A 14,520-nucleotide genomic window follows, 5' to 3' on the forward strand; every position below is an offset into this window, starting at 1 on the left:
TCATGCGAATGAATTATGATTCATAAACCCATACGCGCATTTCCCCTTTGGCCCGGTTGCACCAGGCATAGTAAGGAATAGCGGTGATTTGTTGCGGAACAAGTTCAGGCGGCTCCGAGCTATATAATGCAGTCGAGCTTTTCACCCGATAACCTTCTGCGGTCAGCTTTACAATGCCACCCAGCAGGCTTTCGCTAAATTCTTCCGTAATGAGGCTGTTCTTCGGCAATCGTAACCCTGCCAGGTTGGACCCATTATCTACTTCTTCTAGACAAAATACGACGGGGCCACGTTGCAGAGCAATTTGCTGCTGGTTCATGGAAACAAGCGGATTGCTCCGAATGCGCTCAACCGGCATGGCCAAATGCAAGGAAACGACATCACCGTCATTCCAGATACGCTCAAGCTCAACATACCCTTTTTCCAGATGGTCTAATGATACGGCCTTTCCATTCACCTTCACCTCTGCCTGTTTGCACCAGCCCGGAATGCGCAGCGCCCATGTAAATGAGGTCGGCTCTGTTACATGAATCGAAAAGCCCAAATCCTCGTTCCATGGATAACGATGAGTTTGGGTGATTTCAACCTCTTGACCGGATAAAGTCAGGCTCACCTTGCCTGCAATATACAGATGTGTATACAACGTATCCTCGGTTTGGGTGTACATATTGTCCTCGACCGATGCGATCATGCGGGCCAGGTTGGGAGGACAGCAGGCGCAGAAGAACCATTTTTGCCGTTCTGTTTTTACATGCCCCTGATCTTTTCTGGATTTCTGATACGGATTAACTTCTAGTGGATTCACGTAGAAGAACCGTTTACCATCCAGATCCATCCCACTGATCGTTCCGTTGTATAACGCACGTTCCAGTACATCGGCATATTTCCGGTCTGGCGACAAGCGCAGCATACGATTGGCCCAGAAGGCCAGCCCTACCGAGGCGCAAGTTTCGCAGTACATGCTGTCATTAGGGAGATCATGCTGGCAAGTGAATGCTTCCCCGTTGACAGCAGATCCAATCCCGGCGGTGATGTACATTTTGTGGTTCGTTACATCCTCCCACAGTGTTTCACAGGCTTTTAACAGGGAAGCATCCCCTGTTTTTGCGGCCAGGTCTGCCATCGCAATATACAGATACATTGCTCTTACCGCATGGCCGACAGCCCCTTTTTGCTCACGCACAGGCTGGTGTACCTGCTGGTATTCGAAGCCTAAGCCAAAATTAACGTTGTTATCATCATTCCAGGTAGGCTCTGTCTGGATATTTTTTCTGTTGCCTTGCTCCTCCACAAAATAAATCGGATGCTGCCCCCGCTGCTCAATAAAATATTGCGCTAATTTGAGATATTGTTCCTTGGCAGTTACGTCGTATAATTTGATTAAGGCCAGTTCGATTTCTTCGTGCCCCGGGTAACCTTTCTTTTTCCCTTCTTCCGTACCAAAGATTTGCTGAATCAGGTCTACGTATTTTTCCATGATGTGAAGGAACTTCGTTTTGCCCGTCGTTTCATAATAAGCAACAGCGGCTTCTATAAAATGTCCCGCACAATATAGCTCATGATTATCTCTTAAGTTTGTCCAGCGATTATTGGGTTCCTTTAGCAAATAGTACGTATTCAGATATCCATCTTCAGCTTGGGCTCTTCCCAACAGCACAATCACTTCATCTGCCCGCTCCTCAAGCGCAGGATTCGGATGGTCCCTTAAACTAAAGGCAACCGTTTCTAGCCATTTGGCCAGATCACTGTCCTGGAAAACGGTTCCATAATATTCCCCACTGGATTCCCCAGCCGCAATTTTAAAGTTTTCAATCGCATGACTAGGTTCTGTATCTGGTAATTCATCATTTAATGCTTTTCACTGATAAGGAATGACCTCTTCCGCTACAACCTGCTTATACTTTTTCCAAAATAAATCATCCACGCTGACATGCTTCACTGGCTTTGCCGTTTTCATTGGATAAACATCCCTTCCTCAAAATAGAACGCTTTCATTTTTGAAAAAATAAAGATAAAGTAATGATTATACCGACCAGGCCAACCTGAGCTTCCCTTGCTACAGTCCTTATTTTATCAACCTGAATTTATAAAAAAAATCGCGATCTTTAACTAAAAGTTATACGATTTCACACACAAAGGAGCTGACTTCCATGAGCAAAACAGACTTTCTATCTTTCCTAGTCCCTCCATTGCCTTATTTCATTGAGGGGAATTTTACTACATACCAAAAAGGGGACAGGCACCCGAATCGCTATAACTTGGGCTATTTTGACGTGATTATCATCAAAGAAGGGCTGCTGCACATTGGCGAAGAGGACGAAGCGTGGAAAGTAGCTGAAAATTATGCGCTCATTCTTGAACCGGATAAACACCATTTTCCCATTGAAGCATGTACAGAACAAACCTCCTTTTATTGGTTCCATTTCCAAACGAATAGTACGTGGCGCGCGCAATCCTCACCCAACCTGATCACACCTAGCTCACCCATTCCCGAGCTACATTTTCATTCCGAGCACACGACAATTCATTTACCCAAATTCCAAAAAATAATTAATCCCAATGAGCTGTTTTTCAAATTGGACTACTTGTTAGCCTCTACCTTAAAGCCTAGAAAGCTGGCGCTGTGGGAGGCCCAACAGACGTTTGTGAATATTTTTCAGAATTTGGAATATGATGAGAATTATAAAAGCAGTTCCTCCAAGTTAGCAGAACAGATCGAAATATACTTAAAACAAAATTACAAAAATACAATCACCAATAAAGACTTGGAGGCTCATTTTCACGTCCATCAAAACTATCTCGCCAGATGCATGAAGGTCGCCTTCCAGCGCACGCCGCTTGAATATTTAATGGATTACCGACTGGATCAAGGCCGCAGTCTTTTGCTGCAAACCGACTGGTCTGTGCAACAAATTACGGAGGAAACGGGTTTCTCCCAAGCCAGCTATTTCTCCAAATGCTTTAAAGAAAAGTTCGGGATGTCCCCCAAAAATTATAGACAACAATACTGGAAACCAGCCGATTGAATGTTTATGTCTCCTTTACATTTCCATCGTACTCTTCTTATATTGTCCCTTTATATTAAGTCAGTTATTTGATCCTGCTTCATGAAAAGGGGTATACATATGAAGGCAACTAGATTAGCATTGTTAACCATTTTGACAGGAACTCTCATTGCACCTGGAATGATCCATGCGGCAGAGGCACCATCCGGGTATGCACCACTGCGAACACTGGCAGATACCATGGGGGCTACAATTACCTGGGATAGTGACGACAAGTCTGCTTTGGTAAAGCTGAAAAACGGTATCGTCGGAACCTTTACTGTCGGTGAGAAGCAATATCGCCTGGCCGGTCAAACCGGGGAAGCAGAGCACGAAATTAAGATGGTTGGCGGCAATATATACCTCCCCACCAAGCTTCTTGCTACCCTTAAGGCAGAAAGCAGCAAATTTGCTGATCCTAAAGACGCTGTTCCTACCTATAAAGTGACTCCATCTGCCGAAACAGAAGCAGTAGAGGATGGAGACGACGCAGCCGACGATCCTGCAATCTGGCTCAATCCGGCTAATCCGGAGAACAGCAGAATTGTAGCCACCAATAAAGGCGGCGGGATTTTGGTCTATGATCTGGAAGGCAAGCAGCTGCAAAACTTTAAGATTGGAAAAATGAATAACGTGGATATCCGTTACGGATTTACACTGGGCGGTAAAAAAATTGATATTGCAGGGGCGACCAATCGCACTAACAACACCGTTGATATCTTTGCCATTGACGGGGGATCAGGAACGTTAACAAACGTGGTCGACAAGCCTATTAAATCATCTATGAACGAAGTGTACGGCTTCAGCTTGTACCATAGCATCAAGACGGATAAGTTTTACGCACTCGTTTTGGGCAAAGAGGGTGAATTTGAACAATATGAGCTGACTGACAACGGAAGCGGCAAAATTAACGGCAAGCTTGTCCGCCAGTTCAAGCTCGCTACGCAATCCGAGGGCATGGTAGCTGATGATGAATACGGCACAGTCTACATTGCTGAAGAGGATCACGCCATCTGGAAATATGACGCTGAGCCAGACGGTTCTTCTGAGCCGCTACGACGTGTTGATATTGCAGATGGACGCAGACTTCAAGATGACATAGAAGGACTTACATTGTATTACGGCAAAGACGGCAAGGGGTACCTTATGGCCTCCAGCCAAGGAAACAGCAGCTATGCGATCTATGAACGTCAAAGCGACAATGCTTATATTAGCAACTTTACGATCAGCGCCAGCCCTATAGTCGACGGCACCTCTGTTACAGACGGTATTGATGTTCTTGGCTATGGACTGGGCAAGAATTTCCCACACGGTATCTTCGTTGCACAAGATGATGAAAATCTGCAAAACGGCAAAAAGCTGAATCAGAATTTTAAAATGGTGCCTTGGGAGCAAATCGCCAAGGGTGCACGCATCCCGCTAACCATAGACGATGGCATCAACCCACGTGAATTGGTAAACAGAGGCACGCGATAACACCCGTCCAGAGAGCTAGGTTCAATATCCCAGCTCCATCCATAAAAAAAGGGGTGTCCCAATAGCCATAAAATGGCTATTGGGACACCCCTTTTTGTTTTTAAGCAGAAAAGGTTTTACCACCATTACCCTAAACCATCTCGTACTCTACGCTTTAAGATCCAACACCAGCACATTCACCGAATTAGCGGGTAATTGCAGAAGGATCGCGTTATTACTGAGCGAAACCTGCTGCTCAGTAGGCACAACCTTCTCATCATTCTTTTTATTCACGTTCGGCACATGAACAAGAGAGGAATCGCCGGTTAATGTAATCAGCTTGGCGGTCGACTCCACACTTAATTCCCGAAGGTTCAACTGTGTTGCCTTATCCACGTTGTCGGCATTCACAAGCTTCACATATACATACTCAGCATCCTTGGTCACCGAGTTGAACACATCACTGTTGTAAGCTTCCAGCTGTTTGCTGCTTGTCTTGCCGTCGGTGTATGAGCAAATCAGGTTATTGCCCGTTTCACCGCCGTAGTTCACCGTGATGGTGTAGTCCGTGTTGTCGGCAAGCTCTTCATAGCTGGCCGCTCTCAGGTTGCCTGCCGACGTCCCTTGCATCATCAAACTTATACCGTGCAATGATTTGATCTTGGAATTTGGTCATCTTCGTACTCCTATACATATAGTTTATTAATAAAATAACTAATTAATTAATATAAATACATACTATATAACTATAGTACCCTATCCTGCGCATATTTTTCAATCCTATAAATCAGCCTTAGGAAGAAAACTCTTGAAGGAACCACAATAAAAAAAGCAGTCATCACAGAGCATACTCTGCAACAACTGCTTTTTGACTTTTAGACACACTGCTAGCCGGCCCTTTCTCCAAAGAAAGGAATTTGACAGTAGCTATAGCTACACGCTTAATTTCTGACCACAGTTTGGGCAGAAGTTAGCTCCTTCGTTTTTTGTACCGCAATTTGGACAAAAATTGGGTTTTTTATGCTCTCCAGCAGGAGTGGAGGCATCGGGGGCAGACGGAGTCTCAGCCGGGGGCTGCTGGCTTGGGTTCAAATTTTTCATCATTTCATTCGCCATATTCATCCCCATCATCATACTCGCCATATCCGAAGCAGCTCCGCCGCCTTTTACGTTGCCCGATGCAATCCCATCCGTCATCGTCACCTGTTGATACTTTTGCAGATTACCGATCATTTCATGAGAAGCTGTCTTCGTAATCATATCCTGGATTTCTTGAGGATAGTTGAAGCTCATCACATGGAAGCCGGTAATCGTCATGCCGTTGTCCATCACTTGCATGTCCAGGTCTTCTTGAATACCTTTTGATATATCGGAAGCGTTCGCCTGCAGATTAAACATGTCCTTCCCTTCTCTGCTGATCCACTTCATTAACAGCTGATCCAACACAGAAGTAATGCGGATTTTAACATCCTCAACCAGATAGCTGTCCTTCACCCCCGCGATCTTATCAATGAGCGTAACATAATCATTCACTTTAAAATTAAACGTGCCGTTGGCACGAATAGGCATACCGCCCGGAAGCTGGGGAGTCGGGATCAACACTGGATTCTGCGTCCCCCATTTGACGGTAAACTCCTTCGTATTGACGAATAGAACCTCCACCCTCATGCCGCTGTTAAAGCCAAACTTGAACCCTTTTAACGTAGACAGGAATGGGATAATGTCAGAATCAATGCTATACGACCCTTCATTCTCAAAAATCCCTTCGACCTTACCGTTATTTACAAAAATCGCATCTTGACCGGAGCGAATAACTAGCTTGCTGCCTTTTTTAATCTCGCGGTTGCTCCACTTCCAAAAAATCATGTCATCCCTAAATTCTTCCCACTCTACCACATTCGCAAATTGATTTCTAAAGAATCCCATTCCGCGTCCATCCCTTCAGTTAAAATGATCCTCTGCTGCCGCTATGCGAATGACCGCCGCTGGTGGTTCCGCCTCCGCCCGAGCTGCTGCTGCTACTGCTCTTTTCAATCTTCCGTTTCGTTGTCGTTGTGTGAAGGTACTCGTCCCGATGCTCTAGAACCCCTGAAGTGCTTCCATCCTCGTACGTCTGCCGATTTACCGTTACTCGACCGCCGGAGTTGGAAACCATCTTGCCCACGATAATAGACGCCAATCCCAGTGCAACCGCCAAATGAAGCCAGCCCTTAAAAAATATACTGTCCGGATTCACCCCTGGGCGGATGGCCAAATATCTATGCGCACTCAAAATATACTTTTGAAATGCCAATCCATAGTTGCCGTTCGTCAGATCCGGGCTAATCTCATGACGTATTTTATCCAGTCTGTCGTCATCCAGATACCGCTCAGCCTTATAAAATCCGGCCAGATATACCTCTCTATTTCTCATGTCCATCGTCAAAATGACCGCATTCCCATGAGACCTGTCATACCCCGGCCCATGATCGTCATAAAAATCCTGCGTCATTTTCATAACATCCCTATTGTCGGGATTCATGGTAGTAACAATAATAATATCTGTTTCTCTTTCGGCTCCGTATTGATTAGCCATAGAGTTCAACACATCATATTCTTCCTGATTAAGCAGTCCTGCTTCATCATAAATCAGGGGCTTCATTTTTGTCGTAGCTGCTTCGCCCTTCATTTCCAGCGGAACAGCTAGAAGAACAGCAAAGAACAACAAAACGGCCATAATCGCTCTGTATCTTTTCACTGAAAGTCTCCTCCCATCAACAACCAAGTGATTAGCCTCAATGAAAAGAGAGAAATACCGAAAATACCTGCAAACCAGGCCGTCACCTTGAACTTGCTAATCGGCGGCTTACCGACTACTTTCCCCGTCTGGCCGTTCATCGCAAACGTATGCTCCAATTGATTGTAATCATAGTGTATGACCCATACCGGAAGCAGGACATAATCCGCTTGTTTTAATGTAGTATCAATTTGCTTTTCTGTGTAGTTCACGGCCGTATACTCTGATACCGTAGAATGAATATAGGAATCAATATATTCCTTCACTTTTTCTTTAACTCGCGGGAAAAGCTCTTCTTCGTTGTAGCTGTACTTCTCCGCAATATAGCCCGCCAGATATGGCGTTTTAAAAGGTTTCAGCTGATCATAAGGAAACGGCTCCAATTTATCCATCAGCTCGTCATTCATTTTCTCCGCAGCATCAATCGGAACCTTCACATAATTCAGACGGATTTTCCGATATACATCAAAATGCTGCGTTTCCGTATATTCGTAATCCCCACTCGTATAGGTTCGTACTTTGGTACCCTCACCATAAGCCTCGATTTTGTTATGTAAATCATATAACCAGAACGGCACATACATCCCGGTGATGCCCTTAATCCGATCTGCTGTCATGAACCGGTTCGGTGTTAGACGACCATTCTTGCACCATTTTTTGAATGCTTGTATGGCTTCTTCCTTGCTGATCGAAAAAGGAATGACTAACGCCGGAGCCAGTTTCCCGGTCAGTCGATCACCGAGAACCACGGCTGAACCGCAAAAGCTGCACACCGTTGCACTCGTCTCCATTTCAGTCATAATGACTGCCCCACAGTTATTGCAATGATACTCCTGAACCTTATTTTCTGAAAAAATACGATTTGTCGTCAGAGGATCAGGAATGGATTCGATATTGTCCTCTCTTCCGCAACTATGACAGGATAACATCCCTGTCTCACCGTCAAAGACCATGCCACTACCGCAGTTAGGGCATTTGTACTCGATAACCGGCATCTGCTCACCTCTATCATGTAGAAACTGTTATGATTCCTTATTGTTTATTTGCTCTTTGATTGCAGCCAGTTCATCTTCTGCATTCGTACTCTTCTCATATTGTGCGAATAAATCATCCAGGTTGGCCTTTGTTCCTACTACCCGGAGCTCGGCTATCGCCATCGCTTCATCATATGCCCTGTTTACCTTATCTTCCAAAGCTTCGAAAACGGAGTCCCTGTTGCCCATAGAATTCAAGGTTTGCTGCGCTTTGGCAACCGCCATCTTCCCTTTAAGTGCGGCTCGCCGCGCTTCCAGTTGCTCCATATCGGACGCCAGCTTATCGTGAATTTGTTTCATACTTACGGCGTTTGCCGAAGCTAAGTCATAGGAGATTTGTAATTGTTCCAGCTTCTCAGCCTGCGAACCTTTTCTCTCCAGAAACTTTCGAGCTTCCTCTTCGTTTCCAGCTTCCACGGACTTACTGGCATAATGCTGGAGCTTTTTGATCTCGGCTCTGCATTCATCCAGTACTCTTTTTGCCCTTCTCTTATCAGCCAATACTGAAGCGGTTTCCGCTTTCACCTTACCCAGATCACTGTTCAAGCTCCGCATATAATCGTCAATGGTTTTCTCCGGATCTTCCACCTTATCCAATATGGCGTTAACATTCACCTTCATAATATCCGTAAACCTCGACAAAATCCCCATGATAACCCCCTTCGAAAAGACTATATCCTACCATATAATACATCATATCTGGTACAAAGTGATCATTATGGCTAGATTCCAATAGCTAATTCCATTTAGCCATCCGTCCTCACTACGCGATAAATCAAAAAAAAGTGCCTGAGCCCCGTCGAATCATATGTTCAGACACGGGGTCAGGCACTTTGCATCGCATGAACAAATCATGTAGTCTTAACATCCACAATAAGACCAAGCCTGTTTCGAAACTGGAGAGGGTGTTTGACCAGACCACCCTAGACTCATTGAATACATTGTTATTATTTATCCTGTTCGAGCGTTTCTTAAAATAAATGGTGGGGGGGAGATCACATTGGCTATCCGCTACAGCGTCATCATTCCAACCTATAATCGAGTCCAGCAGTTGCTGCTAACACTCGCTTCATTTGAAACACAAACCTATCCGAAGCAACTATTTGAAGTCATTGTAGCTGATGACGGTTCTACAGACGGAACGAAAGAAATGGTCGAAGGCTTCAAAGCATCCTATCCTCTTATCTATGTGTCCCATCCGGAACAACGCGGTCGATCTGCCGTTCGAAATTTGGGACTGCGCCGTGCAAAAGGGCTATACATCATTTTCTGCGACGCTGACTTTTTGGTGTTACCTGATTTCATTAGAATCGTGAGCCGTTATCACCGCAAATATCCCAAATCCGTGCTTTCAGGCATTCCTCACTCGTGGGACGATGCTTTTACCCATTATCACCCTGACTTTTCTCCGGAAGAAAAAGAGCATTGTCGGAGCATACTTACACAATCAGGCCTATGGAATCCCGACTTTGAAGCAGCGAATGAAATCATTCCGGTCATAACCCCGGAAGATATCCTTCATCAAACGGGTGTTTTGTCTAAAGTAGTTAGCCCCACAAGAGTTCCCCTCAATATTAAAAAGCAATTCGCCACTACAGATGTAGCTCCCTGGCTGCTCCTGATTACACGTTGTGTATCCATCAGGCGCAGCCAATTGATCCGTATTGGTGGCTTTAATGAACGATTTGTACTCTATGGACTCGAAGACTGGGACCTTGGCTACCGGCTGCATCGACTAAGGGTTCCTTTCTATTCCATCAAAGAGGTTGTCGGATATCACCAAGAACACCCAACCTACCTTAGAGGGAACATCTTAAATACGGAAAATCTGAAAATCATGTTTGAAACCTACGGATTCAATGATTCCTCCTTAAATCTGCTCGCACTTGTACCACCATCCGTGGATTTGGAAATCTACAAAAGTACACTGCGAGTATTACACAGGGGATTCCGTTCCAAGCTGACACGCTCATCAGCCCTGCTGTTAAGAAGGACACTGCGTTTGGCAGCCAAGCAGTTCTTTTATCAAAAAAATAATCCAGCATACCAAGAATCATTGAACCTAATCAAAAGGAAAGCAGCGAACCGAAAAAGCCGAGTCGCTCACGTGCTGCGAGAAATGCTGCTGAAGTCTGAAAAGCTGGTGGAATAATAGAAAGACTCCTCCATAAGGATGCGAGCCAAACTTGGCAAGCAGCTTTATGGAGGAGGAGGCGAGGCCCTAAGAACTCAACACTTTAATGCTTTCATCGCACCAGCTAATTAAACTGCTGAACTGACTTTTACCATAACTCATTGTGATCATCCAATACTTATGATTATGGTCTTTATGCTCTACGTTGATAAGCCAACGTTCAAGCTCTTCAAATATATGCAAGCTTTCCATTAGCTTTTCTTTATGCTCCTGTATGTGCCTTATAATTGTTTCAGGCGAAGAATTGCCGCCAAAAAACACCCTCAACAGCAGCTCATTTTTTTTAAGCATCACCACATGCTCCATGGGCTGGGAAAGCCAGTCTGACAGCGTCTGCCTTCCCTGATCGGTAATGCTGTAGAGTTTCTTGTCAGGCTTTCCTTGCTGGCGAATGACCTCGAGTGCAATGTCTTTTCGATCCAGTAGTTCTGCCAGGCTGGGATAGATCTGGCCATAGTTCTCATTCCAAAAGTAGCTAGTACTTTGCTCCATATGTTGCTTTATATCATAACCGGTATGAGGACCCAGACTCAGAATGCCTAATACCGCAAACATTGTATTGGTTTTCCCTGACTGTCTCGCCATGTATATATTATGCCTCCTAGTACCTCTAGCAAATCTCCGTAGTATGTCATGCTTTCATTAGACTAGACATAATTATAGCCCATTTGAACCAGCTTCACACCCAAGCTATATATTATAAAAATATATATTATTATAATAATTAATGTTGACAAGGGTTCTACGCCGTTTTATTTTAACGATATCAACAAAATATCAATGAGCTTGCCGAGATGAAGCCTTGGGTACATATATCATAAAGAATTCCAAGACATTGCTTGGTTAAACCTCAATAAGGAGATCTCAGACCATGACCATGATCAATGTAAATTATCCAACAGGCCGTATTACGCTTGAACAGCGTCGACTCTTGGCAGAGGGTTTGACGGATGCAGTTCTCGTTCCAGAAGTAGGTCAATATTGTCCGCCCGCAAGAGAAGGTTCCAGGTCCATTTCACCGAGCGTCCAACAGATTACATGGCAATTGGCGGGCAATTGCTGTCAGATCAGCCTGAACGTGATGTGGTTACTGTCAATGTTCTGGTGATGGATGGTGACTGGCCTAACGATGCCCGCAAACAAGTGCTTGAGAATATTCTTGGCAGTTTGACTAAAGTACTGAGAGTACCGGAACCATCCCCGACTTGGTGGGTATCTTTCCAGGTCATTGAAGAAGGCAGTTGGGGTTCCCGCGGCAGTGTGCTCTCCATTCTGGACTTGCTGGATTCAGGGGTCTTTACTGATGAGAAAATTAAGGCTATCAAGCAATATGCCCAAACGAAAAAACACCCATAAGGGTGCTCTTCATTTTCCCGTTAATGTTCTTACTTCAATAGGAAGCAGGTTCGCCTCAATTTGAGCCCGCTGCGGTTCAAACCACTCTGGGAGCATTAATTTCTGCCCCAAAGATTCAGCAGGTTCATCTTTAGCAAATTCCGGTGGATCTGTAGCAATTTCAAATAGTATGCCGCCCGCTTCTCTGAAATATATAGCATTAAAATATTGGCGGTCTATGATTGGAGTCGCGTGATAGCCATAATTCTGGACAGTGCTTCTCCAGTCTTCATGTTGCTCGAAATCTTTTGCACGCCATGCAATGTGATGTACCGTGCCTGCTCCACCAAAGCCTAAACCCATTTTGGCGATTGGAACATCCACGATGTTGCCGATTTCTCCTTCGGACTGATAACGGACATATTCGGCGTCTTCATCGATTTTTGTAAATCCGAGTATGCTTTCCATTACATCCATCGTTTTCTGAGGATTGACACTAAATAGCACAGCACCTCCAAACCCCTTAATTGCTTTATCAGCCGAAATGCCACCGTAAGACCAAGTACTGTTCGCTCCCGCTTCACGTTCGACAAGCTCAAGACGTAAGCCCTCATTATCCTCGAATTGGAGATATTGTTCAGAAAAGCGGCTCGTTTTCGTAACTTGAATATCAAAGCTTTGCAAACGATGCTGCCAAAAATCAAGTGAACCTGGCGGTACTACATATGAGGTAATGCCCACCTGGCCACCTCCGATTCGCCCTTTGGGAGTTCCTGGTGCAGGAAAGAAAGTAATGATGGTTCCAGGGCTTCCTGCGGATTACCGGCAAAAGCTGTAATATGATGGATACCTGTAGTTTGAAGTGACATATGAAACCCTCCTTTAATCGTAGGAACCTTTATTTTTTGTCGTTGATGATTTTTAATGGCCTAACTATCATGTTTTATTTAAGTATTGCATCGATGGAATATGAACCTGCCCCTGTCAACGCAATACCGATTACAACGGCAATAAGAACTAGAGGATATTCATAGCCGTCAGCTGTGGCCCAGATCCCATTTTGACCATGTACTTTGAAAATCGCTCCGAGCATAGTCACCGTAATCAACAATGCAGCCAATGGAGTGAGCAGTCCTAAAGTAAATAGAGTTCCTCCCAACAATTCCATCAACCCAGCGGACACTGCCATGAATACTCCCGGCTTAATTCCAACCGATTCCATCCAACCACCGGTACCTTTTAGACCATAGCCACCAAACCAGCCAAAAAGTTTCTGAGCTCCATGCCCTACCAATAACAATCCAACCACCAAACGTACCAGTAACAATCCACTCGCCAACATAAAATCACTCTCCATATTATATTTGTTTAAAGATTATTTAATTAAAGATATTAGATAAAATTAAATTCATTGTTTAACGATTTGGGCCTGTTCTTTTTTTAGTTTTTCAGGAGTAACATCATCTCCATTCGGATCATAGATAGTAGCATTCAAGAGGATGCTTTTTACAGAACCCCGAAAGATTTGAAGGTATTCTTTGCGAAGATCGATTTGTTCCGTTTTTTCAATTTCAGTTAATCCGACTTCTTTTGCTTTTTTGGCAAGCTGATTAATTCTTTTTAAAATTGTAAGCATGTGTATACCTCCATATTCAAAATTTGCTGACTGTTTTTATCTTTAATTTATTTATCTTGATATAAAGATATAATACTTTCCTATCCGTGTCAATACTTATTCAAAAAAAGAAGATGCACTCTTTAGTGGCTTTCAAAGGTAAAAGAAAAAGCAGCCATCACAGAGGATACTCTGCGACAACTGCTTTCTGGCTTTCAGGACCACATCACCAGCCGGAACCTTCCTGAGATCAAGAAGTTCATCGGCAGCTATGTAGAAAAAGTGATCGTCTACAAGGAACACGTAGAAGTCATCATTAAGCTACAAGTTGTGGATTTGATCAATGGAGGCGAGGGGAGTCGAACCCCTGTCCGAAGGCAACGCCACATAGGTGTCTACGGGTGTAGTCACAGTTTTGATGTCACCTGAGCAACTTAAAATATAAACCTATAAATTCATAGAATATGACATAGCTTTTAAATACATTAGCACATAATCATCATATGTTTTAAGTTTCTCAATATCAATTTCGACAATCGAACCATGTACAACACTATTTATGTCGTTTATAAATGATGTTGGTCTACTTGATGGTATGCCTCTAAAACACTCCCTGATAAAACTACACGCATGATTATCTTTAATCACCTTTAGTATTTCTTTTATCTCGTTCAACTTTTTCTCGTTAACTACAGATGTTTCTCTTGGCGTATTCAGTAAATTGGATACATTCACTCCACCAATTAAGCCATCCGAACCACTCCTGAATTTACTTTGATTCTCTGGTTTTCGAAACCAATCAATCCAATGTTGAATTGCACTTTCAAGTAACACCCTATACAAGAATGGTACTACTATTTTATATGGATGGATAGAACTAAATTTACTTTGGACAACAAAATCAAGATATGTTTTAAATACATATGAATCTATTTTAATATTATTCTTCGCATAATTTAATAGTTCTATTGGCTTCGTCTTATATGAATTATTTCCTCCTGCTGTTGGTGCGACTCCTGCTGACAGAGTTGCCCCTACCGATGGCGTCACTCCTGCTGATGGCGGTG

Annotated in this window: 12 protein-coding genes and 3 pseudogenes; 4 read left to right on the plus strand and 11 right to left on the minus strand. The window is 43.9% G+C overall.

What is annotated here, in order from left to right; translation table 11 throughout:
• Nucleotides 1-13: 13 nt before the first annotated feature.
• Nucleotides 14-1,957: pseudogene (locus L693_RS0126355) on the minus strand (glycoside hydrolase family 127 protein).
• A gap of 193 nt (nt 1,958-2,150) precedes the next feature.
• On the opposite strand from L693_RS0126355, the gene L693_RS0126360 reads away from it, so the two are divergent.
• Nucleotides 2,151-3,026 (plus strand): helix-turn-helix transcriptional regulator, encoded by an 876-nt coding sequence (locus L693_RS0126360; protein WP_025721361.1) that lies wholly within the window; start codon nt 2,151-2,153, stop codon nt 3,024-3,026.
• 99 nt (nt 3,027-3,125) lie between these two features.
• On the plus strand, nt 3,126-4,520 hold the full coding sequence (locus tag L693_RS0126365; protein ID WP_025721363.1) for a phytase: 1,395 nt from the start codon (nt 3,126-3,128) through the stop codon (nt 4,518-4,520).
• 147 nt (nt 4,521-4,667) lie between these two features.
• Here L693_RS0126365 and L693_RS0126370 read toward each other — a convergent pair.
• The 5 genes and pseudogenes from L693_RS0126370 to L693_RS0126390 form a co-directional block, all read right to left on the minus strand.
• Nucleotides 4,668-5,120, minus strand: a pseudogene (locus tag L693_RS0126370) (alpha-L-arabinofuranosidase C-terminal domain-containing protein); the annotation flags it as partial.
• 312 nt (nt 5,121-5,432) lie between these two features.
• On the minus strand, nt 5,433-6,425 hold the full coding sequence (locus L693_RS0126375) for an SPFH domain-containing protein (RefSeq protein WP_025721366.1): 993 nt from the start codon (nt 6,423-6,425) through the stop codon (nt 5,433-5,435).
• 19 nt (nt 6,426-6,444) lie between these two features.
• The gene (locus L693_RS0126380; protein ID WP_025721368.1) at nt 6,445-7,236 is read right to left on the minus strand and encodes a TPM domain-containing protein; all 792 of its coding nucleotides are present in this window, start codon (nt 7,234-7,236) and stop codon (nt 6,445-6,447) included.
• On the minus strand, nt 7,233-8,270 hold the full coding sequence (locus L693_RS0126385; RefSeq protein WP_025721370.1) for a TFIIB-type zinc ribbon-containing protein: 1,038 nt from the start codon (nt 8,268-8,270) through the stop codon (nt 7,233-7,235). Before L693_RS0126385 ends, L693_RS0126380 begins: the two co-directional genes overlap by 4 nt.
• A gap of 27 nt (nt 8,271-8,297) precedes the next feature.
• The gene (locus L693_RS0126390; protein WP_025721371.1) at nt 8,298-8,960 is read right to left on the minus strand and encodes a PspA/IM30 family protein; all 663 of its coding nucleotides are present in this window, start codon (nt 8,958-8,960) and stop codon (nt 8,298-8,300) included.
• Between the two features lie 349 nt (nt 8,961-9,309).
• Between L693_RS0126390 and L693_RS0126395 the strand changes: the two genes are divergently transcribed.
• On the plus strand, nt 9,310-10,461 hold the full coding sequence (locus L693_RS0126395) for a glycosyltransferase (RefSeq protein WP_025721373.1): 1,152 nt from the start codon (nt 9,310-9,312) through the stop codon (nt 10,459-10,461).
• Nucleotides 10,462-10,530: 69 nt separating this feature from the next.
• Here the strand turns inward: L693_RS0126395 and L693_RS0126400 are convergent, their stop codons facing one another.
• Nucleotides 10,531-11,088, minus strand: a complete 558-nt coding sequence (locus L693_RS0126400) for a PadR family transcriptional regulator (protein WP_025721374.1) — start codon at nt 11,086-11,088, stop codon at nt 10,531-10,533.
• Between the two features lie 396 nt (nt 11,089-11,484).
• Between L693_RS0126400 and L693_RS0126405 the strand changes: the two genes are divergently transcribed.
• Nucleotides 11,485-11,859: a tautomerase enzyme gene (locus tag L693_RS0126405; protein ID WP_231503769.1), complete on the plus strand. Its 375-nt coding sequence runs from the start codon at nt 11,485-11,487 to the stop codon at nt 11,857-11,859.
• 9 nt (nt 11,860-11,868) lie between these two features.
• Here L693_RS0126405 and L693_RS0126410 read toward each other — a convergent pair.
• From L693_RS0126410 to L693_RS0126425, 4 genes and pseudogenes are all read right to left on the minus strand, one after another.
• A pseudogene (locus L693_RS0126410) lies at nt 11,869-12,707 on the minus strand (ring-cleaving dioxygenase).
• A gap of 74 nt (nt 12,708-12,781) precedes the next feature.
• Nucleotides 12,782-13,180 carry a DoxX family protein gene (locus L693_RS0126415; RefSeq protein WP_025721377.1) on the minus strand — a complete coding sequence of 133 codons (399 nt, stop codon included), beginning with the start codon at nt 13,178-13,180 and terminating at the stop codon, nt 12,782-12,784.
• 66 nt (nt 13,181-13,246) lie between these two features.
• Nucleotides 13,247-13,474 carry a DUF896 domain-containing protein gene (locus tag L693_RS0126420; RefSeq protein WP_025721379.1) on the minus strand — a complete coding sequence of 76 codons (228 nt, stop codon included), beginning with the start codon at nt 13,472-13,474 and terminating at the stop codon, nt 13,247-13,249.
• 426 nt (nt 13,475-13,900) lie between these two features.
• Nucleotides 13,901-14,520 (minus strand): hypothetical protein (locus tag L693_RS0126425; RefSeq protein ID WP_025721380.1); only part of this gene is annotated, 620 nt, incomplete at its 5' end.

The organism is Paenibacillus sp. 1-18, assembly GCF_000520755.1.
Classification (GTDB): domain Bacteria; phylum Bacillota; class Bacilli; order Paenibacillales; family Paenibacillaceae; genus Paenibacillus; species Paenibacillus brasilensis.